This is a genomic window from Bacillus sp. AF23 (assembly GCF_020861455.1).
In the GTDB taxonomy this organism is placed as follows: Bacteria; Bacillota; Bacilli; order Bacillales; family Bacillaceae; genus Bacillus; species Bacillus halotolerans.
Genome location: NZ_JAJHVY010000036.1, coordinates 24,898 through 49,881, shown reverse-complemented (window position 1 = coordinate 49,881; position 24,984 = coordinate 24,898). Strand labels below are relative to the sequence as shown.

The window sequence follows — 24,984 nt, the reverse complement described above, 5'->3', positions numbered from 1 at the left end:
AATTGATTTTGCCGCGGTGTGAATGGAGTTTGGCCTGACGGTCCGGAGGTGCAAGCCGCTGTGATCATATTCGTGATTTTTTATTACGGTTGCACGCTATATGAGAAAGGCCACGCGCGTTTTTACGGGGTGCGTGATGATAGATTATGACCATGCTGAAAAACCCCGGCCATAAAGGCCGGGGGGATTGGCGCATCTTATAAAATCGGCGACAATAGCCGTGAGACGGATTCCTTGATGCGGATCCATAAAGATCGCTGCTGATATTCCTCGTAGGTGTATTTTCTGGATACGAGCAAATCTTCTTTAAATGTAGAAACCAGTTTTTTGGCAATGTTGATATCATAAATAAATGCATTCACCTCAAAATTCAGCCTGAAGCTTCGGACGTCAATATTCGCTGTACCGACCGATGCAATTTCGTCATCCACAACAATTGTTTTCGCATGGATAAAGCCATTATCGTAAATGTAGACGGTGGCTCCGGCTTTTAAAAGATCCCCGATATACGAAAGCGTGGCCCAGTATACAAAAGCATGATCAGGCTTGTTCGGTATCATAATGTTGACATCAATGCCTGACAGGCACGCGATTCTCAATGCATCCAGCAGGCTTGCGTCCGGAATAAAATAAGGTGTTTGTATCAAAATGTTCCGCTTGGCGTTTGAAATCATTTTGATGTAGCCGTTTTTAATTTGTTCCCATTCGGAATCGGGCCCGCTCGTAACAATCTGCATCCCGACGTTTCCCTTTGGGCTGCAATCGGGAAAGTGGTTCGGGATATAGGTGAGCGTATGATGATGTGAAGCTTGGTTCCAGTCAAGGATGAAACGTGTCTGAATGGCGTGAACGGCCGTTCCCTGCAATCGAATATGGGTATCGCGCCAATAGCCGAACTTCGGATTGAGGCCAAGATATTCATCCCCGACATTAAACCCTCCGACATAACCGGTTATGCCGTCTATGATAACAAGCTTTCGGTGGTTGCGGTAATTCAGCCGAAGGTTAATCGGCCTGAGCTTTGAAGGGAAAAAGACCTCCACGTGCCCGCCGGCCTCACGCAGTTCTTTAAAAAACTTTTTGCGCAGCGTTCTGGACCCGAGTTCATCATACAAAACCCTGACCTGAACACCTTCTTTCGCTTTTTGAATGAGGGCGTCCCGCAATTTTTTTCCTAATTCATCACCTTTGTAAATATAATATTGTAGATGGATATGATCCTTTGCCTTTGATATGTCATGTAAAAGCCGCTGAAACTTATCACGTCCGTCTGTTATGACATCAACTGAATTATCCTCTGTAAAGACAGCGTGATTATTCATGATGAGCATATATATTAAATCCTTATTATCAAAGGTTGCCCGGTTGTTGAACTGAAATTGCCTGTTTTCTAATTCTTCAAGCTGATGCTGCAGCAGCTTTTCGATTCCGATTTTCTTTCGATCCTCCCATTGAAACAAATGCTTGCGTCTGAGATTATGACCGAATAATAGGTATAAAATAAAGCCTAAAACGGGAATAAAGAAAAGAACAAGCAGCCAAGCCCATGATGCACTGGCATCGCGCCGTTCTTTGAATATGACAATGATGGCCAAAAGAATATTCAAAATGAAAAAAAGTGATAAAAGGATGGAAGAAATACTCACTTTGTAACCCCGCTAATTCATATTTATCAAGAAGATTGCCATTAGTATTCCATGAATAACAGCAATCTGATTCCCATTACAAATTATAACACTGACTTTTTAAAAGAATAAAGTGTGTTGATCCAGATTCTTCGCGAAAAACACGGGCAGATTTCTTTAAAACCAGCTTGCACCTGCGTTAAAATAAACTCATATGATAACGTTCGTGAAGCCTTGCAAAATCAAATAAAGGGGGAGAATTACATGAACTTTTACAGAATTGAACAAATGCCGGGGTTCATTAAAACAGAAATGCAAAAAATTCAAAAGGCTGTACAGCCTTTAATGAAGAAAACTGTCATCTACCGTTTTCTTGCAGTTCCGCTTGCTGCATTCTCTCTCTTTAATTTGGCTGCTTTCCTTTTTCATGCTTCAGCAGACAGAGAGTCTCTGATCAGCGCCGGACTTTTTGCGCTTCTTGCTGCACTTGGATTAGCATTTTTTAAAGAAGCGGGCTATCAGCATAAGCAAATTCAAAAGACCGTTCATATTTATATGCTGAACAGAATCAAAAAGAGCGAAATTCTTTCAGAAGAGCGCAAAAACACGTATACGCGCCAGATCAAGGAAGAACCGTTTGCGATGCGGAGCTTTGTTGAGTTTTTGACTGAAGAAGACAGACGCAAGAAAATGCTGTACTAAAAAAGAGCTGACATGGGTCAGCTCTTTTTATTCAAATACGGGCTCATCTTCATAATAATAGGAATCCGGGTCTTCATACGTATCCATATCCTCAAAAGCGGCGATGCCGACAAATACGAGGAAGAAAATGAGCAAAATGATTCCGATAAGGCCTGCGGCGATACTTGATGCAGCGTAGAATAATTGCATTTTAATAAATTTTCCGTAGTTCTCCAGCATGCTTTCACCCGCACTGCCGGTCAGATTTCCGCTCGCCTCTTTTGCTGATTTTGCTGACCGCATCAGAAATACGCCTGAAATAATGAGCAGAACGCCTGGAATAGCGCCTATGACTGTCATTAAAGCCGACAGGGCAGCCAGCGCGCCCATGACAATCAAAAGAATTCCTGTTATTTTGCCCCACTTTGCAATGTCTGAAAGCGATTTGACAGCAGCAGCGCTCAGCTCCCGTTTTTCGCCCTCTGTGCTGTTGTTCTCCTGCTCGATCACGCTGTTTTCTTCGTGGTGATTATCAATATGGTTTTCATCTTTATCAAGACTAATCATGATAGCTCTCTCCCTAATATTTTTAAGTCATATCGCTTGCCGTCCATTTCGGCAATGCCGGGGAATAACCCCCATTCCTTGAAACCGTGCTTTTCAAACAGCTTCAGGCTAGGCTTGTTATGTCCGAAAATGAAGGCCATAAGCGAGCGGATGCCAAGCTCCGGCGCGATGCGGAGCGCTTCCTGAAGCAAATGCGTTCCGGCGCCTTTGCCGCGGCATGATTCATGAATGTATATGCTGATCTCGGCTGTTTTATTATAAGCAGGCCTGCCGTAAAATCTTTCGAAGCTGATCCAGGCAGCCACGTCCCCGTTTTCATCCTCAGCAACATACAGCGGCCGTTCGTCTGTATGTCCCAAAAACCATGCCATCCGGTCTTCCGGAGTTACCGGTTCAGTATCGGCTGTTACCATTCGTGAGGCAATCGTAGAGTTATAAATCGCTACAACCGCTTCTATATCCTTTTTTTCAGCAAGACGTAATGTTAAGTTCATACGTATTTGGTTCTCCTCTCAAAAAAATGACATACTTTCTTATCAGCCTGCACAAACTATATCTAAAAAAGTTTTTTATATCGGTGTATATATTTTCAGAAAAGTGTTCAGAATGTTGCTGAGGTGATAAACAATGAGAGAGGAAGAAAAGAAAACTTCTCAAGTCAAAAAACTTCAGCAGTTTTTTCGTAAACGCTGGGTGTTCCCTGCAATTTACTTAGTCAGTGCGGCCGTCATTTTAACAGCTGTCCTTTGGTATCAATCTGTATCAAATGATGAGGTAAAGGATCAGTTAGCTGATAACGGCGGAAGCTCCGCGTATGACAACAACGACGATGCAGTTGAAGTAGGAAAGTCTATGGAAAATGTCGCAATGCCGGTTGTTGATTCTGAAAACGTTTCTGTTGTGAAAAAGTTCTATGAAACTGATGCCGCAAAAGAAGAAAAAGAAGCAGCACTCGTTACCTATAATAACACGTACAGCCTAAGCAAAGGAATTGACTTAGCTGAGAAAGACGGAAAAGATTTCGATGTTTCTGCTTCTCTAAGCGGTACGGTTGTGAAAGCTGAAAAAGATCCAGTGCTGGGATATGTTGTGGAAATCGAACATGCGGATGGGTTATCTACTGTGTATCAATCACTTTCTGAAGCAGGTGTTGAGCAAGGCGATAAGGTGAAGCAAAACCAGGTCATCGGAAAGTCTGGCAAGAACCTTTACAGCGAAGAAAGCGGCAACCACGTACACTTTGAAATCCGTAAAGACGGAGTTGCTATGAACCCGCTGAACTTTATGGACAAGCCGGTTTCTTCTATTGAAAAAGCGGCAGCTGCAGAAGAAAAAGCTGCAACTGAGGAAACAGAAGAATCCATTCAGCAATCATCAGAAAAAAAGGATGGTTCGACTGAAAAAGGAACTGACGAAAAATCCGAGGACAAAACGGATGATTCAACTGACAAATCAGGTTCCAAAGAAAGCAGCACAACAGAAGGCACTGAACAGTCCTAATGAAGAAAACGTCTATCGGTGTGATAGGCGTTTTTTTTGTTACTTTTTGTTTCACTGTGCCGTCTATGTATTGACATGCACAAGATGCCGCTGGAAAGGAGGCTGTTTTTATGCATCGTTTATTACTCGCAGGCTGGATCTTCTTCATTTTACTCTCTGTCTGTACAGAAAGCTTCAGTGATATGGTGGTGTCGCAGACATTGGCATTTCACTTTCATCCGCATCCTGATCTAAACCAATTTTTTGACATGGATTTTACTCAGCTGACCACGCCTGAAGCTGTGATTCAAAAAATCGGGCACGCGTTTTCTTTTTTCGTGCTGACATATTTGCTCTGGAAGCAATGGAGCAGTATAAAATGGGCTTCGGCAGGAGCATTCGTGTTTGCCGTTTTTACGGAAATCATTTAGCTTTTCTTCAGCAGAAACGGCTGCATCCGGGATGTGCTCATTGACAGTGTTGGGATTGCCCTGTTTCTTGGATTATTTGTTATCGCAAAGCGGAAAAAACATGAGATGTATGAAAAATATTAAAGCCGGCGCTCTGCATTCAGAGGCCGGCTTTTTTGCTTAGAAATTTTGATCGGTTGGTTTTTTCGTAATCTTGTTGATAATCGCTTCATAGATTCGAACGATGAAATCAACGAACGGGCGAAGAAGATCTGAAAATCTAAAGAACAGGAACCCGATAATGATCGCAACAACAAGGCTGCCCAACACATCTATCGGATAGTGATGTCCTACCCAAATTCGTGAAAAACCGGTCAAAAGCCCGAAGATGACGAGCGGCCAGCCGATTTTACGGTTTCTGAAAAGCATTGCGATCGAAATGGCTAGCGCTCCCGTTGTGTGGTCACTCGGAAAAGAAGCATCCGCATCGTGCGGGATCAGCGTATGAACCGTGTGAGCGACGAAAGGGCGCGGTTCAACATAAACTTGTGTAATCAAGTAATTGATCACAAGACCCGCAATTCCCGTAATTCCTGCGTAAAGCACGTTCTTTCTGCTTTGTGTGTTCCCGAACAGCCACATCACCAATAAGATAAGCGCATAGGCAACGATCGCGTATTCCGTTATGAAAACCATAATGGAATCGAGAACAGAATTGTGATGAGATAATCCATGGATAGCTTTAAATATTTCGTAATTCAAATAATCACCTTTTACATTTTTATATTAAGTAGACTCATCTTACTCAGAAAAAGTTTCAAATAAAAATAGATTGTCTGAAATCATGGCGCTTGAAGAGGATTCGAATGGGCGTCACGGTTTCTGGGGGTTTTTTCCCGCGCGAAAAAAAGAGATCCGGAGTGTCCGAATCTCTTAACGATATTACAGCGCTTCAGGTCCTTCTTCGCCGGTGCGGATATTAATTGTATTGCCGATTTCATAGACAAAGATTTTACCGTCACCCGGTGATCCCGTTTTCAGAACCCTCTTAGCGGTCTCAGTTACTTGATCAACAGGAACCTTGCTGACCACGATTTCGATTTTTAAACGTTCATATACATTGCTTTCTATTTTTACCCCTCGATAAAGCTCCGTATGTGCTTTTTGAAGCCCGCAGCCGTGAACATTGGAGAAGGTCAGAGAGGTGACTCCGATTTTTCCGAGTTCCTGCTTCAGCTTTTCAAAATTTGCCGGACGCGTTACAATTTCTACCTTGAACATTTGACCGCTCATAACGTCACTCCTCACATAGAATCTTGATATGCTTTTTCCCCGTGCATTGTTAAGTCAAGCCCAAGGGATTCTTCTTCTTCGGTTGCGCGAAGGGGAAGGAAGAGGCCTACTATTTTAATAATAACGAAAGTGACAATAAATACAAAAACATAAGTGGCAGCGATCGCTACGATTTGTTTCCAGATTAAACTTGCATCCCCGTAGAATAAACCGTCTGCACCAGCGGAGTTGACTGAAGTTGTTGCGAACAATCCTGTCGCGATGCCGCCCCATGTGCCGCCGATGCCGTGCAGGCCAAAGGCGTCAAGCGCGTCATCATACCCGAATTTCTGTTTAAGCGAGAAGACCCCCCAGAAGCAAACCGCTCCGCCGATGATGCCAATGATAATAGAAGAAAATGGTGTGACAAACCCGGCCGCCGGCGTGATGGCCACAAGCCCTGCGATTGCTCCTGATACCGCGCCGAGCATCGTCGGTTTTTTATTGATGATCCATTCAACCAATATCCAGCCGGCAATCCCCGCTGCAGCTGCCGTGTTTGTATTAATAAAGGCGTACATGGCCACATCGTTTAATGTCAGGGCGCTGCCGACATTAAAACCGAACCAGCCGAACCAAATCAGGGCGCCTCCTAAGAAGGTGTAAATGAGGTTATGCGGAGAAGACGTTGTGCCGTCTTTCCGTTTGCCGAGCACGATAGCCAGAGCAAGGCCGGCCACCCCGGAAGAAATATGAACAACGTTTCCGCCCGCGAAATCAAGTGCGCCAAGCTGGCCGATCCAGCCGCCGCCCCATACCCAGTGAGCAACCGGTGTGTAAACCAATGAAGCCCATAAAACCGAGAATAAAAGAAAAGCGCCGAAACGCATCCGTTCTGCGAAAGCCCCGGAAATGATGGCGGTTGTCAGAACCGCGAACGTCATTTGAAACATCATAAATAATGAATGGGGAATCGTGTCGCTGTAATCACCCGGATCAAATCCGACCCCCTTCAGGCCTGCCCACTCCAGGCCGCCAATGATTGAATTGCCTGGTGCGAAGGCAAGTGTATATCCGAACAGCACCCAAACGATGGAAACGATGGCAATGGAGGAGAAACTGTGCATTGCTGTACTCAGCACATTTTTGCTTTTTACCATTCCTCCATAAAATAACGCTAACCCCGGGGTCATCAGCCACACGAGTAAAGCGCAAAAGAACATAAATACTGTATCGCCCATTTGCATGTCTCATTCCTCCGTATCTTTCAGAATAAAAGCAATTATTATATTTCTTCATTATAGAGAAAAAAGAATGATAAAACATTTTCATGTGAGATTTCCTAACATGTTTTTTTAGTGTGTGTTATGGATGCGGGCGAAGAAAGAAAAACGGTATGTGCCATACAAGACTTTATGTCTATAAAATAATTCTGTTTTTATGAGAAAAAAGGGAATTGACAATAAATAGAATTATATATAGTGTATTAAGTGTACTAGTTATTGTAATACACTAAGGGGGATGCGAGATGAATAAAGGCAGCAGGCTGCTGAGAGCGTTAAGAAAGTCCATTCCGGCGACATTCCGGTTGTTTTTGGCCTTTAATTTTGTTGTGTACGGCCTGGCGAAAGTGGTCATAGGCCAGTTTGGGGAAGTAACACCTGAAATTGCAGCTGCAGCGGGAAAGGGATTTACAATTGCGTGGACATTTTTCGGTTATTCCCATGTCTATGAAGTATTTATAGGCTTTGGAGAAATCATTGCTGCGGTTTTGCTGTTGATTCCAAGAACATCTGCGTTAGGCGCGGTTGTATTTATGCCGATTATTGTGAACGTCGTCATGATTAACTATTGTTTTGATATTGGCGTGCAGGATCTCAGTACGATATTAATGATCATGTGTTTGATTCTGCTTTGGATTGACCGCCGCAAATTCATGGGCATGTTTAATCAGCAGCCGATTAACGGCAGGCAGGTGACGAAGTTATGACAACTTTTATGATCGCAGTGCTTGCCGGTATGTTTGTATGCACCACCTTTTATTTTTATATAAAAGAAAAATCGTGAGATAAGCGCTTCTCCTGAGAACTTCACAAGCGTCATGCAAGAATTCATGTGAAGTGAAGAGTAGAATATGGGATGTGAGAAACACTAACCAGCATCAGGAGGAAACGCAAAATGAACACACTTACCATTGATTTTCAAAACACAGCATTGGTTATCATTGATCTGCAAAAAGGAATTGTGCCAATAGACAAAAGCGGACAGGTTGTCCCGAATGCGAAAAAACTTGTTGACGAATTCCGAAAGCATAACGGCTTTATCAGCTTTGTGAATGTAGCCTTCCATGACGGAGCAGATGCGCTAAAGCCGGAAACGGATGAACAGGCGCAGGAAGGTTCAGGTGAAATGCCGGCGGACTGGGCGGAATTTGTTCCGGAAATCGGTGTGCAGGACGGAGATTACACAGTGACCAAACGCCAGTGGGGCGCGTTTTTCGGCACGGACTTAGATTTGCAGCTGAGACGCCGCGGCATTGATACCATTGTACTATGCGGCATTGCCACGAATATCGGAGTGGAAAGTACGGCTCGCGAGGCCTTTCAGCTTGGCTATCAGCAGATTTTTATTACTGACGCGATGTCCGCGTTCAGTGAGGAAGAGCATGAAGCGACACTGCGCTTTATTTTCCCGAGAATCGGTAAATCGCGGACGACAGAAGAATTTTTATCACAAGTGAAATGAAAATATCAAAAAAGAGCCGTGCTGTCTTTTTAACGGCGGTAGCTTCAGGAACGATGCTGAATCCGCTGAATTCGTCTATGATTTCTCTGGCGCTCCACAGCATCCAGCATGAGTTTCACCTGTCATTTACAACGGTTTCCTGGCTGATCTCCTCGTTCTATTTGGCGAGTGCTGTGGCCCAGCCCGTGACGGGAAAGCTTGGCGATTTGATTGGGCGCAAAAGTTTGTTTTTATTCGGGCTTATTCTTGTGGCGGTTTCTGCCATCGGGGCGCCGTTTGCGCCAACCTTTATGACATTATTGGTCATGCGGCTGTTTCAATCGGTGGGGAGCAGTGCGATTTATCCGTCGGGAGTCGGGCTGATACGAAGTCACATACATGAGCGTCAGGCTTCAGCCTTGGCGGTGCTGTCTATATTTGCGTCTGCAATGACGGCGCTGGGGCCGACAGTCGGCGGCTTTTTGATTGTCTGGGGCGGCTGGCCGGCGATTTTTATCGTCAATCTGCCGTTTATTATCCTCAGCTTCCTATTAGGGATGTATATGTTCCCGAAGGATCAGAAAAAAGGGGTGGGGATCAGAGCGGTTATCCGGCAGCTAGATGTTCCGGGAATCCTTTTGTTTGCCGGCGGGATCATTTTGCTCCTGTCCTTTTTGCTTTCATTCAGCACATCCCTGCATGCGTCAGAAGGTGTGATTGGTGTCATTCTGCTTGTGTCATTTGTCTGGCGTGAGCTGAAAACGGAGAAGCCGTTTATTGATGTCCGTCTGTTTAAAACGCAGCGAAGCCTGTCAGCGGTATACGTTCAGTTTATTTTACTCAATGTATTCTTCTACTGTTTATTTTTCGGCCTGCCGAGTTATTTTCAGGATGAAATGCATCTTTCTGTCCAAACGAGCGGTCTGTTTATGCTGTTCATGTCAGGAATGAGCATCGCTGTATCGCCCATTACAGGCAAGTGGATTGACCGATCGGGAGTCATCAAGCCGATTTTGGCGGGGGCGCTTCTGATGACGGCTGGCGCTGTACTCTTAACGGTCTTTTTTATCAGCGTTCCTGTCATCGGGAAAGGCTTGATCCTGTCGCTGCTCGGCATCGGTTACGGACTTGGAAACGTGGCGCTTCAGGCGGCGATGCTGAAAACGAGCCCTTCAGACATGGTGGGAACGACCTCGGGCCTGTTCCAAACGTGCCGTTACCTCGGCTCGATTTTATCCTCCGTGATTCTGGGCCTTCTGTTCGGTAAAGAGATAACAGCGGCTCATTTTGATATCATGGGAATGATCCTTATTGCTGTAGGCGCATTGAGTCTATTCATGGCTTTGAGATTCGACACCTTAATGAAAACAAGATCATGAGAAAAGAGACAGATATGCGAGTCTGTCTCTTTTTCTTGTTTAGGATGCTCAAAAATGAATAAAAGGATTGTGTATCATAGCCAATGTATTTGTCTGATTTTTCAGTTATATTACGTAACATATGATGTTAGAAAATAATACATATAACGGAAGATAGACAATGCTGAAAGGGGAGCCGGCTATGGAGCTAAAAGAGAGTCAGCAGCAATCAAACAGGCTGAGCAATGAGGATCTGCTGCCTTTAGGGCAGGAAAAACGCACTTGGAAAGCAATGAACTTTGCCTCGATTTGGATGGGGTGCATACATAATATACCAACCTACGCGACAGTGGGCGGATTAATTGCGATCGGGCTTTCACCGTGGCAGGTGATGGCGATCATTATTACGGCCTCGCTTATTTTGTTTGGCGCACTCGCCTTAAACGGGCATGCAGGGACAAAATACGGGCTGCCGTTTCCTGTGATTATCCGGGCTTCATATGGAATTTACGGCGCAAACATTCCGGCGCTTCTGAGGGCTTTTACAGCCATTATGTGGCTTGGCATTCAAACCTTTGCCGGAAGCACGGCGCTGAACATTTTGCTGTTAAATATGTGGCCCGGCTGGGGAGAGATTGGCGGGGAGTGGAATCTTCTGGGCATTCACTTGTCTGGTTTCCTCTCTTTCGTATTCTTTTGGGCTGTGCATTTACTCGTATTGCATCACGGCATGGAATCGATTAAGCGTTTCGAGGTATGGGCAGGTCCTTTAGTATATGTGGTGTTTGGCGGCATGGTATGGTGGGCGGTCGATATAGCCGGAGGACTCGGGCCCATCTATTCGCAGCCTGGAAAATTTCATACGTTTTCAGAAACATTTTGGCCGTTTGCTGCCGGAGTCACCGGCATTATCGGCATTTGGGCGACGTTAATTTTAAACATACCTGACTTTACACGGTTTGCTGAAACGCAAAAAGAGCAGATTAAAGGCCAGTTTTACGGCTTGCCGGGAACCTTCGCATTATTTGCGTTTGCCAGTATTACGGTGACCTCCGGTTCGCAGGTTGCTTTCGGCGAGCCGATTTGGGACGTGGTTGATATTTTGGCGAGGTTTGATAATCCTTATGTCATCGTATTATCTGTGATTACGCTCTGTATTGCCACCATATCAGTTAATGTCGCAGCAAACATTGTGTCTCCGGCCTATGATATTGCGAATGCGTTGCCGAAATATATTAATTTTAAACGAGGCAGCTTTATTACAGCCCTGCTCGCTTTATTTACGGTTCCGTGGAAGCTCATGGAGAGCGCAACCAGTGTTTATGCGTTTCTCGGTTTAATCGGCGGCATGCTCGGTCCGGTGGCGGGCGTCATGATGGCTGATTACTTTATTATTCGCAAGCGGGAGCTTTCGGTTGATGACCTTTATTCCGAAACCGGACGGTATGTGTATTTTAAAGGGTATAACTACCGGGCATTCGCAGCTACGCTTTTAGGCGCACTGATCTCATTAATCGGAATGTATGTCCCCGCATTAAAAGGCTTATATGACATCTCATGGTTTGTAGGTGTGCTGACATCATTTCTTGTCTATATTGCTCTGATGCGGATTCACCCGCCGGTATCATCGGTTATTGGAAAGTATGATTCTGGGCAGGTGCGTCGAGCTGAATAAGAGCTTTATGCAGATGAAAAGAATTTGAGATGGTTTTCCATAAATGGATAACTTATAATGATATAAGAAAGTCCATTCTAAATAGAAATGAGAATCCAATATGAAAATATCATTTTTTATTTCTGCGGCAGCCGTTTTAACTGCTGTTATTATCGCTTTAACCTATGATAAGACGGCAGCAAATGAACAAGACTCAGTGAACTGCTTATATGTTTCTCCTGACGGCAATGATCAAAATGAAGGGACGAAAACAAAGCCATTTCGTACACTGGCGCATGCCGCTAAGGAAGCTGTTGCCGGAACAACTGTAATCATCCGGGAAGGCACGTATGATGAACCGCTTGATGTGAAGCATAGCGGCGCGGACGGGAAGCCTATCACGTTTCGAAACTATCAGGACGAGAAAGCAGTCATTACCGGGAAATCGATGACGAGCGCAGAATATGAAACGCCGTTAATCCGCATAGACAATAAACATTACATCACAATCAGCGGTTTAACGATTGAGAATCTCTCTGTTTCATCTGAAGAAGCAACCGCCATGGGAATTTATGTGACTGGGTCCAGCAGCCATATCACGATTAAGGATAATCATGTTCGGAATATAAAAACAACGGCGGATGAGGGCAATGCCCACGGAATTGCGGTTTATGGGACGGGAAGCATGAAAGATATTAAGATTACGGATAATACCGTTGAAAAGCTGACACTCGGAGCGAGTGAAGCGGTTGTGCTGAACGGAAACATTGACGGCTTTACGGTTGCAGGCAATCTGGTCCGTGATAATAATAATATTGGCATCGATCTTATCGGATATGAAGGAACGGCAGATCAAAACGATTATGTTCGAAATGGCGTCGTAGAAAACAATACTGTCTATCATCATTCAACTTTCGGAAATCCCGCTTATGGAGATGAGTACTCAGCAGGCGGAATATATGTCGACGGAGGACGCAATATTGACATAAGGAAAAACACGGTTTACAGAAACGATATCGGTATTGAAGCAACCTCTGAGCACAAAGGAAAATATGCTGAGGATATAAAGATTACCGATAACAAAGTGTACCAGAATGCGTACACGGGTATTTCAATCGGCGGATATGACAAAGAGCGTGGCGGCACCATCGGTTCTGTGATTGCTCACAACATTATTTTCCGCAACGATACAAAAGAGCTGTATGGCGGACAGCTATTGCTGCAGCACGATACAAAAAACAACGTAATAGAAAAGAACATCATGACGGCAAGTGATTCAAGGCTGTTTATTGCCAACGATTTTAAAACCAATGAAGGAAATACAGTCAATCATAACGTTTACCATAAGGAAGCAGGTCAGGACGGCTTATGGATGTGGAAAAAGACTGAATACGACTCGTTTTCATCTTATCAAAAAGCAACGAAAAATGATGTCGGTTCTATTTATGCAGATCCGATGTATCGTGACGAAGAGTCTTTTGATTTTACATTAGACCCGGATTCACCTGCGCGTCCGATTATTAAATGAATCATGAAAGAAGCGGCATTCTATTCCGTTCAACGGAGCAGAATGCCGTTTTTTTTATGCTAAAAAAGACTGCCGGCAAACTCCGGCAGTCTGACAAGCTATTCTGCAATCGACACTTTTCCTTCAGGTTCGGCGACAGCCGTTTTTTTCTGGCTCCATGCATAGAGGAGAAGGGAAATCAGAACAAATAGACCCGCTGTTAAGTAAATAGATGAGAAGCCTGCGGAAGCAACGAATAATCCGAACACATACGATCCAGCGGCAATTCCGCTGTCAAAGAACGTAAAGAACGTCGCTGTCGCAAATCCTGAACGGTGTGCCGGTGAATTTTGTATCGCCAGCGTTTGCATGCACGGCACGATTGAGCCGTATCCGAGTCCGATCACCGCTCCGGATAATAGCAGCATCCAGCTGCTGTGCGTAAAGGCAAGCATGCAAAGTCCGACAGAGAAAATCAGGATTGAAGGGTAAATCACAATCCCCGGTCCGACTTTGTCGAACAGTTTGCCTGTAAACGGACGTGCGACCATCATCGTAACGGCAAAGCATACAAAGAAGTAGCCGCTGACATTTAATAGATCAATAGACTTAGCAAAAACGGACAAAAATGCCGTAACTGTTGAATAACAGAATGATATAAACAACCCTACAATCGCAATCTTAAGCGCGCCTTTTTCAAACATATCCGACAGAGAGAAGCGGAATACAGTCGTTCCGCTGCTGATGCTGTTTGGCACTTTAATGAGTAATGTAACAAACAGCCCGACAATCATAAACACCGCAAAAATTGTAAAGAAGACAGAGAAAGGCACAATTTTCACCAGGCTCAATCCGAGAAACGGACCGATAGCCATTGCGAGGTTCATAGACATGGCGAAGTATCCAAGCCCTTCGCCGCGGCGTTTAACCGGAATGATATCAGCTGCGATCGCACCGGTTACAGTGGTTAAAATACTGAACCAGATCCCTTGGAAGAACCGCAATCCAAGCAGCAGATAGAAGTTATGGATTGGCAGGTAAAGAAAAGACGAAAGGGCAAAAATCGCCATCGATACAATCGCCATTCTCTTTTTCCCAAACCGTTCTATAATAGCTCCTGAAAAAGGACGTGTGAAAATGGCGGATAACAGGAACAGACTGATCAACAGCCCTCCCTGAGATTCAGTACCTCCCAGCTCCTGCATCATATAGATAGGCAGAACAGTTAAAAATGTATAAAAGAACACAAAAACAAACAAGTTCACGAGAACGACCATAATAAAATCTTTGGTCCAAATCGGTTCAGACTTTTTCAAATGTATGTCACTTCCTTATTTTCATTGTTGTAAAAACAAACGAAATAAATGAGAAAACGCTTCTTTATCTTCATCACGGAAATCTGCAAGCAGTTCTTTCTCAAATTTAAGCATTTTCACATTGATTTCTTCGTATTTTTTCTCTGCTTCTTTTGTGAGGACAACGAGTTTTTCCCGTTTGTCTTCACCTTGCCGTCTCTGTACCCAGCCGTTTTCTTCAAGGCGTTTGATCGTCCGGGTCACCGTTGGCGCTTCCACATTTAAATAGGACCAAATCTCCTTTTGAGTCATTGGTCCGATCGTACGCAAACAATATAAAATTGACCATTGAGATGAGTAAAGGCCGAATGGCTCCAGCTGTTCATTGGCTTTTTTGGCAATCAGGCGGGCGCTTTGGTTGATTTGATGAATGAGGTGTCTGTTGACGTAGGTCATTTCGGTCTCCTTCTAAAAAAACTTACCTAAGTAACTAATTGCTTTTTTCATTTTACAGGAGCGATGAAAGGATGTAAAGATATAAATTTAGTGACGCGAAATAATTAGCCGAAGTCGAAAAGTTCGTTTCACCCCTTGTCCTTATTGAGTTTTTAGCATATTCCCGCAAGAATGCTAATACACTGTTACAAACCTAACAAAGAGAGTGTTTGAGGTGAGGGATCGTGGGCATATTTCACAAACTTACTTTTAAAACCATACAACAAAGAAGCTGCATAATGAATGACTCTTTACAGAATACGGATCTCATTTCACACTTCTCACATCCATTTTAGGGAGGTCGAGTGGTGTGCACGATTACATCAAAGAGCGAACAATCAAGATAGGAAAGTACATCGTGGAGACAAAGAAAACCGTTCGTGTCATTGCGAAGGAATTTGGTGTTTCCAAAAGTACAGTACACAAGGATTTAACAGAGCGTCTGCCTGAAATCAATCCTGACTTGGCAAACGAAGTGAAAGAAATACTCGATTATCATAAATCCATCAGGCATTTAAGAGGAGGAGAAGCAACAAAACTCAAGTATAAAAAGGATGAAATTCTTGAAGGAGAGCCCGTTCGCCAGCCATAATCACTTAGGACAAATCAACTGCATTGTCTTCCGGAAATCGTTTGTAGATCATCCGCAAAAATTTGTAAAGAACTTAATGTGCTTCCAACTTTTTTTCTATATTTTATGATAATATATATAATTAGGGCACAATGTGGATATTTACTGTGAAACAGATTTTCAAGGAGGATATAAATAGATGTTTGCAAGGGATATTGGTATTGACCTCGGTACTGCAAATGTACTGATCCATGTTAAAGGTAAAGGAATTGTTCTGAATGAACCTTCCGTAGTTGCACTTGATAAAAACAGCGGCAAAGTGCTGGCGGTTGGCGAAGAGGCAAGACGAATGGTTGGACGTACACCTGGGAATATTGTTGCGATTCGCCCGCTGAAAGACGGAGTTATTGCTGACTTTGAAGTAACAGAAGCAATGCTGAAACATTTTATTAACAAGCTGAACGTAAAAGGCCTGTTCTCAAAACCGCGCATGCTTATTTGCTGCCCGACGAATATTACATCAGTTGAGCAAAAAGCAATCAAAGAAGCTGCTGAAAAAAGCGGCGGTAAACATGTGTACCTTGAAGAAGAACCGAAAGTTGCCGCTATTGGCGCGGGTATGGAAATATTCCAGCCGAGCGGTAACATGGTTGTAGACATCGGAGGCGGGACGACGGATATCGCAGTTATCTCAATGGGCGATATTGTCACCTCCTCTTCTATTAAAATGGCTGGGGACAAGTTTGACATGGAAATCTTAAATTACATCAAACGCGAGTACAAGCTGCTGATCGGCGAACGTACTGCGGAAGATATTAAGATTAAAGTCGCAACAGTTTTCCCAGACGCACGTCACGAAGAAATTTCCATTCGCGGACGGGACATGGTTTCCGGTCTTCCAAGAACAATTACAGTAAACAGCAAAGAAGTAGAAGAAGCCCTTCGTGAATCTGTAGCTGTTATTGTGCAGGCAGCGAAACAAGTGCTTGAAAGAACACCGCCTGAACTGTCCGCTGATATCATTGACCGCGGCGTTATCATTACCGGCGGAGGCGCGCTCTTAAACGGCCTCGACCAGCTGCTCGCTGAAGAGCTGAAGGTTCCGGTGCTTGTCGCTGAAAATCCAATGGATTGTGTGGCGGTCGGCACAGGTGTTATGCTTGATAATATGGACAAGCTTCCTAAACGCAAACTAAGCTGATCACTCAAACCTCATTCTGAAAAAGAATGGGGTTTTTTTATGAAAACTCTTCACGAATTGATGGGAAATGCCGATAATAGGATAAAATACTTATTTGTATTATAGAACGAATGTTCCTACATGACAACTGGAAAAAATGCCATTTTAGAGGTGGAAAACTTGTTAAAAGGATTATATACCGCAACTTCCGCAATGATTGCCCAGCAGCGCAGAACGGAAATGCTTTCAAATAATATCGCAAACGCAAATACATCCGGATATAAAGCAGAACAAGGCTCGATGCGCGCGTTCCCTGAGATGCTTCTCAGCAGAATTGAAGCAAAATCTCCGGCCGGCACATCGAAAACAGAAATCGGTTCCGTTAATACCGGTGTATATATGCAGGAGCTTAAGCCTCTTTTCACACAGGGAAGCCTTAAGTCGACGGATCAGCCTACAGACATCACATTGATTGAAAATCAAGTTCCGGTAAATGCAGAAACAAATGAAAATGCGGCCCTTTTTTATCCGGTTCAAACGGCGAATGGGGTCCGTTATTCCAAAAGCAGCACGTTTTCTTTAAATGAGAACAATCAGCTGACAATCAACGGAAATACCATTTTATCAACGACAGGACAGCCGATTACGGTTGATAATGAAAATTTCACTGTGTCTGAAAACGGTACTGTTACTGCGAACGGACGGACAGCCGGACAGATTGATGTCAGAATGGCAGAGGACGTCAGAAATCTAAAAAAAGATGGCAATGATTTGTACAGCACGGCTGACGGAAATGACCTGCCGAGTGCGGCTGGCAATAACCAAGTATCCTATTCATTAAAACAAGGCGTTTCTGAGCTTTCGAATGTTGATGTAACGAGCGCCTATACAGAAATGACTGAAGCGTACAGATCGTTTGAAGCAAACCAGAAGGTCATTCAAGCGTATGACAAAAGTATGGACAAAGCAGCCAATGAAATCGGAAAAATATAAGATAACGGAAGAAAAAACGGGGGACATCAACTATGCTCAGGTCAATGCTAACGGCATCAACAACCTTAAACCAGCTGCAGCAGCAGATTGACACAATCAGCAGCAACCTTTCCAACAGCAACACAACCGGCTATAAGGCTAAGGATACGAATTTCTCTGAGCTCGTCAGACAGCAATTCGATCAGGTTGATGAAAAAAATGAAGAAGTGGCACAATCCCGAAAAACGCCGCCCGGCTTGCGCCTTGGCGTCGGAGCGATGATGAATTCACGGCTCGTATCCGATCAAGGAAGCATTAAGAAGACGGAGCGCGATCTGGATATCGCTTTTACGTCTCCTTACCAATACCTCCAGGTGAACGTGAATGGCAATCGCCAGTATACGAGGGACGGAGCGCTTTATTTATCGCCTTCCGCTGATAATGCCAACCAGCTTCAGCTCGTGACAGGCAACGGTCATCCCGTGCTTGATGAAAACGGCAATGCAGTAAACATAGACAGCTCAATGAAAAAAATCACGATCAATGAAAACGGGACCTTAACCGCATCTAACGGGAATACGGTGCAGCGGTTTAATCTCGGGGTTGTCCAAGTGAACAATCCTCAAGAGCTGAAATCCGAAGGAAATAATCTTTTCTCCATTGATAATGCAGCAGCCTTTGAAGAGCTGAATGGCGCAAACAGACAAAACATCGGCATGCAGCAGGGTGCGCTTGAGATGTCTAATGTGGATATTTCTAAGCAAATGACAGATTTGATTGCGTCTCAGCGTTCTTATCAGCTGAACAGCAGAACGATCACAATGGGTGATCAGATGCTCGGTTTGATTAATTCCGTCAGATAATAGAGAGATAGGCGTTTTCAATCAGCCGCGCATAATAAAAAAGGCGGCTTTTTCGAAATCGTCCTTTTTTTTGTAGTATTCCGTGATGTCCTCCAAAAGCACCTCTAAATCCACCCAAGCTTCGATTTTTTCTAGTTCAAGCACATATTCAAGCAAGGTATCATAAGGATCTTCAGCAGACGTATAGAGCGCTTCAAGTGTTTTTAGTTTCAATTGAATTGTTTGAATGTTTACCTTTTCAGATAATTCTTTCCCTTTTTGCAAAACCGCTTTTCCTTCTGAGATCTTTTCTGTTTTAAAAAGAGCCCTGACGGATTCATACACGCAGTGCAGATAGGATACTGGAGAATTGGTTTCAAATTCATGATTCTTCAATACCTTTTTAAAGTAGAGAAGCGCTTCATGGTCTTTCTTTTCGGTTGCTTTTAAAAAGCCCAAATTATAATAAGCGTGGCACAGCAGATTATCGTCATTTACTTGTTGGGTTTTCCTGATGATTTCTTTGAAAAGCTGTTCAGCCTCATCATAGCGCTCTTGATCAATATAGTTTACAGCGAGGAGCAGTTTGCAGCTGATCACCTTTTTGACATAGCCGAATTGATGCAAGTAGATATTTAATGCTTTTTCAACATATTGGATGGAAAGCGGCGGTGACTTCATCAAGTAATAGGCGCCGGCGGTTTGATAATAAAAGTCAGCGGCTTCAAATGCGTTTTGAATCGCGTGCAGGTGCTGCTCAGCTTTTTTAAAACCATTCACCGCATGCTTCGGAGCGGTTTTGACCATTTCATATAATCCTGAGAAAAAATGCAGATAATATTTCAATTCATCATCCATTTTGTCTTCCTGTTCATATAATTCATGGAATAATGGATCCAGCCCGTCCTGGTTTTCAAAAAGGAGCTGGTGGCGTGCGAGGAACAATTGATAACGCATCCAAAGTTTTGTGTTCTTTTTAAGTTTCGGAAGGTGCTGGTCGATTTTCTCTTTAAGCGCTGCTGCGTCATCCATTTTACGTTTGCCAATAGCGGTATACCACTCGTTTAACATTTTTTGAATTCTTTTTTCAATAAACTTCGAAATCATTTTCCTACCTCTTTGCTAATGGTAAAATCTATAATTATCATATCACAACTTTTGACGGTCCTCATTGACAGTTGGTTACACTTTGGGCGCCGGTTGAAAAAGAGGTTCATTCATAATATACTTTTCAAATGTACAGATTAGATCATACATGATTGCTATACATACTAACGCAGATGAAGGAGATGTCAAGAGAATGCTTGATACTCAGCAAATTAAAGAAATTATTCCTCACCGCTATCCGTTTTTGCTCGTAGACCGGATTACGGAAGTTGAAGAGGGCAAACGGGCAAAAGGCTATAAAAATGTAACTGCTAACGAAGAGTTCTTTAACGGACATTTTCCACAGTATCCGGTGATGCCAGGTGTATTAATTGTAGAAGCGCTTGCTCAAGTCGGGGCTGTTGCAATGCTGATTAAAGAAGAAAACCGCGGCAGATTGGCGTTTTTTGCAGGCATTGACAATTGCCGGTTTAAAAAACAAGTGAAACCTGGTGACCAGCTTCACCTTGAGGTGGAAATCACTCGTGCGAGAGGCACAATCGGGCGCGGAAAAGGCGTTGCCAAAGTTGACGGCGAAGTGGTTTGCGAAGTTGAACTGACTTTTGCCCTCGGCGAGTAAGTGAAAAGAGACAGATGGGCAGCGGCACATTTGTCTTTTTTTCTTTTAAAACAAAAAAAGCAGGTGATTTGTATGTGGAAAGAGTTTAAGACCTTTGCCATGCGCGGGAACATTGTTGACCTTGCGATTGGTGTTGTAATAGGGGGCGCGTTCGGTAAGATCGTCACATCGCTCGTTAATGATATCATTATGCCTTTAGTTGGCTTGCTTCTGGGCGGGCTTGATTTTTCGGGGCTGTCCTTTACATTCGGTGATGCGGTCGTCAAATACGGCAGCTTCATTCAAACCATTGTGAATTTCTTAATCATATCGTTCTCTATTTTTATTGTGATTCGGACTTTGAATCAATTGAAGCGCAAGAAAGAAGCGGAAGAAGAGACTGAGGCGGAAGCGGCGGATGCGCAAGAGGAGCTGCTGAAAGAAATCAGAGATCTGCTGAAGCAGCAAACAAGGTCACCGGAATAAAAAAAGACTGCCGTCTGAGACGGCGGTCTTTTTTATGGCAGAACATATTCCTTCAAAATGTCCATTGTCATGCTTTTCGCGTCTGTGCCGGTGCCGTCAATGTTCGTCACGAAACTGTACACTCCGTTTTCGGTTTTGACAAAGCCTGCATACCAGCCGATGCCTGAGCCTGAACCGGTTTTTCCATAAAGCGTATAATGATCCTCATCTTCCTGAATCATCATCCGCTTCACTGTCTTCATTACGCTTTTATCAAATGGCAGTTTTTCTTTGTATAAGGCTTCCATAAAGTCCGTTTGTTCCAGAGGAGAAATCTTAAGCGTGCTGCTCAGCCAAAATTGGTCAATACCGCCGCTGATATCTTGATTGCCGTACGCTATTTTATCAATCCATTCCTTCATTCGCTCTTCTCCGATGTCTCGGGCCATCGCTTGATAGTACCAAACAACGGAGTATCTCATGGCAGATCCTAGCGTGTGATCCTGATTCCATACGTCGAGCTCACGTTTTACACCGTCCCAGTATTTGATGTCATATTCATCTTTAACGGCGCCTGTTTGTAATCCAATCAGCGCGTTTGGGACTTTAAAAGTCGATTGCGGCGCAAATCTTTGTGTCGCGCGTTGATCGCCGTAGACGAATGTTTTTTCGTTTTTCAGATCACGTAAGATAAAAGTTCCGTCGTGATCAGTGAAAAATTCATCGACATTCATCTTCTTTAGATTGGGACGCTTCTCGGCAGCAACAGCTTCTCTAGGTGTTTGCAAACTTGATGTCAAAAGGACAGCTGCGCCGATAAGTGATAAAACAACCGCTTGAATTTTTCGCTTATTCATACGTGTCACCTCAGCAAATGTAAAATAAGAGAGGGGATGATTTCCACTCTCTTTTATATCTTCTGCTTAAACGCTTCAATCAGCCTCGCTCCTGTATAGCCCTCTTTTACAAGAGATTCCAGAATGGTTTCAGTGCCTTGCTGTTTTCTTGTCACCATTTGTCCGTAAATTAAAACCGAGATGCTTTCTTCCAGTTCAGCAATATTCTTCACAGCTGCAGTCAGCTGGGCGGGGCGGTTGCTTTTTTTCGTAATCGTCACAAACACTTTGACTTCAGCTTGTTTTTTTTGAAGCTGGTCAAAAAAAGACAAGTGCTCCTTCGGAACAAGCGCTTCAATCAGCCAGTGATTTTCGCCGTCTTCTTTATTGATAATCAGTCCGTCAATAAGGGGAAACTGTTCAATTGACTTTTCTTCCTTGTCCACCCGTTCCACGTTCAGGTCAACCAGTTTAAAGGTTTTCATTTTTATCTCACCCCATTTACTTACAAAGAATTCTTAAAATGAATTATAACATATATTCATTTTTCCGTGAAAACGCTGTAATGCTGAGGATAATTTATTTTGTACTGGTACAACATTTAATAATTTCTATTTTTTCATTATACTGTAACTGACTATGGATTACGGAGAGGTGTGTATGAATCGATTTCATTTAAAGGAAATTTATATTGACGGCACTTCGGCGGATCAGCGTTTGATTCAAACGAACGAAGCTTATATGTTAAGCCGTAAAGATATTTTTGAGGTTCATCTATATAGGAAAGAGAGGATGATTTTTTTATACGAAACTTATGATGGGATGGAACAGTACAAAATCCAGCTGTCGCTCCCGGAAAGGAAGCTCAGCTTTCAGTGGTTTGCATGGGACGGCTCTTCTTATGTCTGTATGAATACGCAGCATTGGCTGACATCTAAATTGTTTTTCCGGTTTTTAAAAAATACATATTTCTTTAGAGGGAAAAAACAAAAGCTGTTTTTAGCTGAGGGAAAAATGAAAACGAAAGATAAAAACAGAGGCTGAAATGAGATTTTGAGCGTTTTTCTTTTCTCGTTGCATCGTCTACAATACGTGTAACCGCAAGGAGAGGAGGAATCGCAATGTTCAATCAGGTCATGCTTGTCGGACGTTTAACAAAAGACCCTGAGCTTCGGTACACTTCCGCGGGCGCGGCAGTTACACACATTACGATTGCAGTTAACCGCAGCTTCAAAAATGCTTCAGGAGAAGTTGAAGCGGATTACGTCAATTGCACGCTTTGGAGAAAAACGGCCGAAAACACGGCGTTATATTGCCAAAAAGGCTCTCTCGTCGGCCTAAGCGGACGTATTCAGACAAGGAGCTATGAAAATGCGGAAGGTGTCAAAGTGTACGTAACTGAAGTGATGGCTGATACTGTTCGTTTTATGGACCCTAAACCTCGGGAAAAAGCTGCCGATTGACATCTCCCTGTTCCTCCCGCTTTAAATCCCATTCACGATTACTTTTCTTCGCATCATCCCCTCAGAATTGACCAGTCGACCAGACTGGTTTTTTCTTTCTGTTTGAGATAAGGAAAATTGGTTCTTATGATGCATTTTTACTTAATTTCACTTAATAATATTGATTGTTAATATACAAAAACTTATAATTACTTAAAGATAACGTCATATGAAAAGGAATGAGGGCGTGTACCAAGAAGAAAGATTAGTAGCGATTGTGGATTATCTAAAGGAGCATAACCGCATTACAACCGAGCAGATCTGTACGCTCCTTCAGGTGTCCAGAGATACAGCACGGCGGGATCTTGTGAAGCTGGAGGAACAGAATGCCATTATTCGCACAAGAGGCGGCGCCATTCTGCCGTCTGTGCACCAGAAAATTCAGGGGTATTCCGGCCGGCTGAAAACAGTGTCCGAGGAAAAAAACAAGATTGGCAAACTCGCCGCATCACTGATCCAAAATGGCGACCGGGTTATTTTAGATGCGTCTACAACTGTTCAGGCGTGCGCCAAGCACTTGAATGCAGACGACTGTACGGTTATCACTAACTCCATCAATCTCGCGGAAGTGCTCTCAGACAAAGAGGGTATTGAGATCTATCTTCTCGGAGGCAAGCTTGAAAAGGAGCACCGTTTCTTGTACGGCGCCTCTGTGATTGAAAAGCTTTCAAGCTATCACGTCGATAAAGCGCTGATCGGTGTTGTCGGCATTTCGGAACACGGCATTACGATCGCGCATGAAGAAGATGGGCTGGTGAAGCGAAAAATGATTCAGCAGGCCAAGCAGGTGATCGCCCTTGCGGATTATTCGAAGCTGGGAAGCACCAGTTTTTATCAGTACGCTGAGCTAAGTGAAATTGATCTCTTGATCACAGACCGGCTGCCCGATCAGGCGTTTTGCGACTTGCTTGATCTTAATGGGGTCGAACTTCTCGTGACAGAGCAGGATGAAAGAAAGGGCTGATAAACGTGAAATTGATTGCGATCGACTTAGACGGAACCTTGCTGAACAGCAAGCATCAAGTAAGCTCAGAAAATGAAAATGCTCTGCGGCAGGCGCAGCGGGACGGGATTGAGGTTGTTGTATCAACGGGACGCGCTTATTTTGATGTCGTGTCAATTTTTGAACCGCTCGGGATCAAAACGTGGGTCATCAGTGCGAACGGCGCTGTCATTCACGACCCTGACGGCAGGCTTTATCATTCGGAAACAATCGGTAAAAAACGGGCGTATGACATCCTCTCGTGGCTTGAGTCAGAAAACTATTATTATGAGGTTTTTACAGACTCAGCTATTTATACACCGCAAAACGGCAGGCAGCTCCTTGATGTTGAGCTTGACCGGGTCAAAAGTGCGAATCCAGAGGCTGACCTTTCTGTTCTGATGCAGGCAGCCGAGGTGCAATACAGTCAATCGGGCTTCGCTTATATCGACACGTTTCTAGAGCTTTTTGAGGAGGATAAGCAGATTGATTTTTACAACATTCTTGGCTTTTCTTTCTTCAAAGAAAAGCTGGAGGCCGGCTGGCAGAGATACCAGGGTGATAAAGGTCTGACACTTGTCAGCTCTGCTGATCATAACTTTGAGCTTTCCTCCAAAAAGGCATCCAAGGGGCAGGCGCTGGAAAGGCTGGCAAAGCGGCTTAACATCCCAATGAAGGAAACAGCAGCCGTGGGCGACAGCTTAAATGACAGATCCATGCTGGAGGCTGCCGGAAAAGGCGTAGCGATGGGCAATGCGCGGGAGGACATCAAAGCGATAGCCGACGCTGTAACCCTGACCAATGATGAACATGGCGTTGCCCATATGATTCGGCACTTGCTGTAAGGTTTATCTTTTGAAAA

The 24,984-nt window shown here is 43.9% G+C and carries 29 protein-coding genes and 1 pseudogene; 19 read left to right on the top strand and 11 right to left on the bottom strand.

Annotation, left to right across the window (positions count from 1 at the left end):
- Positions 1–197 precede the first annotated feature (197 nt).
- Positions 198–1,646, bottom strand: a complete 1,449-nt coding sequence (gene cls / locus LNN34_RS18810) for a cardiolipin synthase (protein ID WP_024123134.1) — start codon at positions 1,644–1,646, stop codon at positions 198–200.
- 243 nt (positions 1,647–1,889) lie between these two features.
- Here cls and LNN34_RS18805 point away from each other — a divergent pair, with 243 nt between their 5' ends.
- Positions 1,890–2,327 carry a DUF5392 family protein gene (locus LNN34_RS18805; protein WP_024123133.1) on the top strand — a complete coding sequence of 146 codons (438 nt, stop codon included), beginning with the start codon at positions 1,890–1,892 and terminating at the stop codon, positions 2,325–2,327.
- A gap of 27 nt (positions 2,328–2,354) precedes the next feature.
- Here LNN34_RS18805 and LNN34_RS18800 read toward each other — a convergent pair whose 3' ends face one another.
- Positions 2,355–2,873, bottom strand: coding sequence for a DUF5362 family protein (locus tag LNN34_RS18800; RefSeq protein ID WP_229044161.1), 519 nt, complete (start codon positions 2,871–2,873; stop codon positions 2,355–2,357).
- Positions 2,870–3,367, bottom strand: a complete 498-nt coding sequence (locus LNN34_RS18795) for a GNAT family N-acetyltransferase (protein WP_024123131.1) — start codon at positions 3,365–3,367, stop codon at positions 2,870–2,872. Before LNN34_RS18795 ends, LNN34_RS18800 begins: the two co-directional genes overlap by 4 nt.
- A gap of 133 nt (positions 3,368–3,500) precedes the next feature.
- Between LNN34_RS18795 and LNN34_RS18790 the strand changes: the two genes are divergently transcribed.
- Both LNN34_RS18790 and LNN34_RS18785 read left to right on the top strand, forming a co-directional pair.
- The gene (locus LNN34_RS18790) at positions 3,501–4,373 is read left to right on the top strand and encodes a M23 family metallopeptidase (protein ID WP_044159685.1); all 873 of its coding nucleotides are present in this window, start codon (positions 3,501–3,503) and stop codon (positions 4,371–4,373) included.
- Positions 4,374–4,483: 110 nt separating this feature from the next.
- A pseudogene (locus LNN34_RS18785) lies at positions 4,484–4,906 on the top strand (VanZ family protein).
- Between the two features lie 36 nt (positions 4,907–4,942).
- On the opposite strand, the gene bcrC reads toward LNN34_RS18785, so the two are convergent.
- The 3 genes from bcrC to amtB all read right to left on the bottom strand — a co-directional run bounded on the left by bcrC (position 4,943) and on the right by amtB (position 7,281).
- Entirely contained in the window at positions 4,943–5,524 is a 582-nt protein-coding gene (gene bcrC / locus LNN34_RS18780; RefSeq protein ID WP_044159681.1) for an undecaprenyl-diphosphate phosphatase BcrC, read from the bottom strand.
- Between the two features lie 180 nt (positions 5,525–5,704).
- Entirely contained in the window at positions 5,705–6,055 is a 351-nt protein-coding gene (locus tag LNN34_RS18775; protein ID WP_010332189.1) for a P-II family nitrogen regulator, read from the bottom strand.
- 11 nt (positions 6,056–6,066) lie between these two features.
- Positions 6,067–7,281 carry an ammonium transporter AmtB gene (gene amtB, locus LNN34_RS18770; protein ID WP_229044159.1) on the bottom strand — a complete coding sequence of 405 codons (1,215 nt, stop codon included), beginning with the start codon at positions 7,279–7,281 and terminating at the stop codon, positions 6,067–6,069.
- 281 nt (positions 7,282–7,562) lie between these two features.
- On the opposite strand from amtB, the gene LNN34_RS18765 reads away from it, so the two are divergent.
- The 5 genes from LNN34_RS18765 (at position 7,563) to LNN34_RS18745 (ending at position 13,298) form a co-directional block, all read left to right on the top strand.
- Positions 7,563–8,024, top strand: a complete 462-nt coding sequence (locus LNN34_RS18765; RefSeq protein ID WP_229044157.1) for a hypothetical protein — start codon at positions 7,563–7,565, stop codon at positions 8,022–8,024.
- A 188-nt stretch (positions 8,025–8,212) separates the two neighbouring features.
- A complete protein-coding gene (locus tag LNN34_RS18760; RefSeq protein ID WP_229044155.1) occupies positions 8,213–8,779 on the top strand; it encodes a hydrolase in 567 nt (188 codons plus the stop codon).
- Positions 8,776–10,137 carry an MFS transporter gene (locus tag LNN34_RS18755; protein WP_229044153.1) on the top strand — a complete coding sequence of 454 codons (1,362 nt, stop codon included), beginning with the start codon at positions 8,776–8,778 and terminating at the stop codon, positions 10,135–10,137. The genes LNN34_RS18760 and LNN34_RS18755 overlap by 4 nt, the downstream gene beginning before the upstream one ends.
- Positions 10,138–10,318: 181 nt before the next feature.
- Positions 10,319–11,791 (top strand): allantoin permease, encoded by a 1,473-nt coding sequence (gene pucI, locus LNN34_RS18750; protein WP_193659824.1) that lies wholly within the window; start codon positions 10,319–10,321, stop codon positions 11,789–11,791.
- Positions 11,792–11,891: 100 nt separating this feature from the next.
- Positions 11,892–13,298, top strand: a complete 1,407-nt coding sequence (locus tag LNN34_RS18745) for a right-handed parallel beta-helix repeat-containing protein (protein WP_229044151.1) — start codon at positions 11,892–11,894, stop codon at positions 13,296–13,298.
- 98 nt (positions 13,299–13,396) lie between these two features.
- Here the strand turns inward: LNN34_RS18745 and LNN34_RS18740 are convergent, their stop codons facing one another.
- Both LNN34_RS18740 and LNN34_RS18735 read right to left on the bottom strand, forming a co-directional pair.
- Positions 13,397–14,593 carry an MFS transporter gene (locus LNN34_RS18740; protein ID WP_044159669.1) on the bottom strand — a complete coding sequence of 399 codons (1,197 nt, stop codon included), beginning with the start codon at positions 14,591–14,593 and terminating at the stop codon, positions 13,397–13,399.
- 21 nt (positions 14,594–14,614) lie between these two features.
- Positions 14,615–15,028 (bottom strand): MarR family winged helix-turn-helix transcriptional regulator, encoded by a 414-nt coding sequence (locus LNN34_RS18735; RefSeq protein ID WP_059292374.1) that lies wholly within the window; start codon positions 15,026–15,028, stop codon positions 14,615–14,617.
- A gap of 224 nt (positions 15,029–15,252) precedes the next feature.
- Here LNN34_RS18735 and LNN34_RS18730 point away from each other — a divergent pair, with 224 nt between their 5' ends.
- The 5 genes from LNN34_RS18730 to LNN34_RS18710 all read left to right on the top strand — a co-directional run bounded on the left by LNN34_RS18730 (position 15,253) and on the right by LNN34_RS18710 (position 18,653).
- A complete protein-coding gene (locus LNN34_RS18730; RefSeq protein WP_082687840.1) occupies positions 15,253–15,363 on the top strand; it encodes a protein usd in 111 nt (36 codons plus the stop codon).
- 14 nt (positions 15,364–15,377) lie between these two features.
- Entirely contained in the window at positions 15,378–15,659 is a 282-nt protein-coding gene (gene spoIIID, locus LNN34_RS18725) for a sporulation transcriptional regulator SpoIIID (protein ID WP_010332180.1), read from the top strand.
- A 178-nt stretch (positions 15,660–15,837) separates the two neighbouring features.
- Positions 15,838–16,839 carry a cell shape-determining protein Mbl gene (mbl, locus tag LNN34_RS18720; protein WP_010332179.1) on the top strand — a complete coding sequence of 334 codons (1,002 nt, stop codon included), beginning with the start codon at positions 15,838–15,840 and terminating at the stop codon, positions 16,837–16,839.
- A gap of 159 nt (positions 16,840–16,998) precedes the next feature.
- Entirely contained in the window at positions 16,999–17,811 is an 813-nt protein-coding gene (gene flhO / locus LNN34_RS18715) for a flagellar hook-basal body complex protein FlhO (protein WP_024123119.1), read from the top strand.
- A 32-nt stretch (positions 17,812–17,843) separates the two neighbouring features.
- Positions 17,844–18,653, top strand: a complete 810-nt coding sequence (locus LNN34_RS18710; protein WP_024123118.1) for a flagellar hook-basal body protein — start codon at positions 17,844–17,846, stop codon at positions 18,651–18,653.
- A gap of 21 nt (positions 18,654–18,674) precedes the next feature.
- On the opposite strand, the gene LNN34_RS18705 is transcribed toward LNN34_RS18710, so the two are convergent.
- Positions 18,675–19,739: a tetratricopeptide repeat protein gene (locus tag LNN34_RS18705; protein WP_044159660.1), complete on the bottom strand. Its 1,065-nt coding sequence runs from the start codon at positions 19,737–19,739 to the stop codon at positions 18,675–18,677.
- A 193-nt stretch (positions 19,740–19,932) separates the two neighbouring features.
- Here LNN34_RS18705 and fabZ point away from each other — a divergent pair, with 193 nt between their 5' ends.
- Positions 19,933–20,358, top strand: a complete 426-nt coding sequence (fabZ, locus tag LNN34_RS18700; protein WP_024123116.1) for a 3-hydroxyacyl-ACP dehydratase FabZ — start codon at positions 19,933–19,935, stop codon at positions 20,356–20,358.
- Positions 20,359–20,430: 72 nt separating this feature from the next.
- A complete protein-coding gene (gene mscL / locus LNN34_RS18695) occupies positions 20,431–20,823 on the top strand; it encodes a large conductance mechanosensitive channel protein MscL (protein WP_044159658.1) in 393 nt (130 codons plus the stop codon).
- A 32-nt stretch (positions 20,824–20,855) separates the two neighbouring features.
- Here the strand turns inward: mscL and blaOXA are convergent, their stop codons facing one another.
- Together blaOXA and LNN34_RS18685 are read right to left on the bottom strand one after the other, a co-directional pair.
- Positions 20,856–21,659, bottom strand: a complete 804-nt coding sequence (blaOXA, locus tag LNN34_RS18690; protein ID WP_106295320.1) for a class D beta-lactamase — start codon at positions 21,657–21,659, stop codon at positions 20,856–20,858.
- A gap of 53 nt (positions 21,660–21,712) precedes the next feature.
- A complete protein-coding gene (locus tag LNN34_RS18685; protein WP_044159655.1) occupies positions 21,713–22,123 on the bottom strand; it encodes a YwpF-like family protein in 411 nt (136 codons plus the stop codon).
- Between the two features lie 175 nt (positions 22,124–22,298).
- Here LNN34_RS18685 and LNN34_RS18680 point away from each other — a divergent pair, with 175 nt between their 5' ends.
- From LNN34_RS18680 to LNN34_RS18665, 4 genes are all read left to right on the top strand, one after another.
- Entirely contained in the window at positions 22,299–22,682 is a 384-nt protein-coding gene (locus LNN34_RS18680) for a hypothetical protein (protein ID WP_044159653.1), read from the top strand.
- Between the two features lie 77 nt (positions 22,683–22,759).
- The gene (gene ssbB / locus LNN34_RS18675) at positions 22,760–23,101 is read left to right on the top strand and encodes a single-stranded DNA-binding protein SsbB (protein ID WP_044159651.1); all 342 of its coding nucleotides are present in this window, start codon (positions 22,760–22,762) and stop codon (positions 23,099–23,101) included.
- 226 nt (positions 23,102–23,327) lie between these two features.
- Positions 23,328–24,104: a DeoR/GlpR family DNA-binding transcription regulator gene (locus LNN34_RS18670; RefSeq protein ID WP_044160375.1), complete on the top strand. Its 777-nt coding sequence runs from the start codon at positions 23,328–23,330 to the stop codon at positions 24,102–24,104.
- Positions 24,105–24,109: 5 nt separating this feature from the next.
- Positions 24,110–24,967, top strand: a complete 858-nt coding sequence (locus LNN34_RS18665; protein ID WP_229044149.1) for a Cof-type HAD-IIB family hydrolase — start codon at positions 24,110–24,112, stop codon at positions 24,965–24,967.
- The last annotated feature ends 17 nt before the right edge of the window (positions 24,968–24,984 follow it).

Coding starts and splice junctions, on each gene's coding strand:
- mscL (WP_044159658.1), top strand. CDS start 20,431: ATGTGGAAAGAGTTTAAGACCTTTGCCATGCGCGGGAACATTGTTGAC.
- LNN34_RS18760 (WP_229044155.1), top strand. CDS start 8,213: ATGAACACACTTACCATTGATTTTCAAAACACAGCATTGGTTATCATT.
- blaOXA (WP_106295320.1), bottom strand. CDS start 21,659: ATGAATAAGCGAAAAATTCAAGCGGTTGTTTTATCACTTATCGGCGCA.
- LNN34_RS18680 (WP_044159653.1), top strand. CDS start 22,299: ATGAATCGATTTCATTTAAAGGAAATTTATATTGACGGCACTTCGGCG.
- LNN34_RS18805 (WP_024123133.1), top strand. CDS start 1,890: ATGAACTTTTACAGAATTGAACAAATGCCGGGGTTCATTAAAACAGAA.
- LNN34_RS18790 (WP_044159685.1), top strand. CDS start 3,501: ATGAGAGAGGAAGAAAAGAAAACTTCTCAAGTCAAAAAACTTCAGCAG.
- amtB (WP_229044159.1), bottom strand. CDS start 7,281: ATGCAAATGGGCGATACAGTATTTATGTTCTTTTGCGCTTTACTCGTG.
- LNN34_RS18775 (WP_010332189.1), bottom strand. CDS start 6,055: ATGAGCGGTCAAATGTTCAAGGTAGAAATTGTAACGCGTCCGGCAAAT.
- LNN34_RS18755 (WP_229044153.1), top strand. CDS start 8,776: ATGAAAATATCAAAAAAGAGCCGTGCTGTCTTTTTAACGGCGGTAGCT.
- LNN34_RS18685 (WP_044159655.1), bottom strand. CDS start 22,123: ATGAAAACCTTTAAACTGGTTGACCTGAACGTGGAACGGGTGGACAAG.
- LNN34_RS18765 (WP_229044157.1), top strand. CDS start 7,563: ATGAATAAAGGCAGCAGGCTGCTGAGAGCGTTAAGAAAGTCCATTCCG.
- LNN34_RS18795 (WP_024123131.1), bottom strand. CDS start 3,367: ATGAACTTAACATTACGTCTTGCTGAAAAAAAGGATATAGAAGCGGTT.
- LNN34_RS18710 (WP_024123118.1), top strand. CDS start 17,844: ATGCTCAGGTCAATGCTAACGGCATCAACAACCTTAAACCAGCTGCAG.
- LNN34_RS18705 (WP_044159660.1), bottom strand. CDS start 19,739: ATGATTTCGAAGTTTATTGAAAAAAGAATTCAAAAAATGTTAAACGAG.
- LNN34_RS18735 (WP_059292374.1), bottom strand. CDS start 15,028: ATGACCTACGTCAACAGACACCTCATTCATCAAATCAACCAAAGCGCC.
- ssbB (WP_044159651.1), top strand. CDS start 22,760: ATGTTCAATCAGGTCATGCTTGTCGGACGTTTAACAAAAGACCCTGAG.
- pucI (WP_193659824.1), top strand. CDS start 10,319: ATGGAGCTAAAAGAGAGTCAGCAGCAATCAAACAGGCTGAGCAATGAG.
- LNN34_RS18800 (WP_229044161.1), bottom strand. CDS start 2,873: ATGATTAGTCTTGATAAAGATGAAAACCATATTGATAATCACCACGAA.
- LNN34_RS18745 (WP_229044151.1), top strand. CDS start 11,892: ATGAAAATATCATTTTTTATTTCTGCGGCAGCCGTTTTAACTGCTGTT.
- mbl (WP_010332179.1), top strand. CDS start 15,838: ATGTTTGCAAGGGATATTGGTATTGACCTCGGTACTGCAAATGTACTG.
- fabZ (WP_024123116.1), top strand. CDS start 19,933: ATGCTTGATACTCAGCAAATTAAAGAAATTATTCCTCACCGCTATCCG.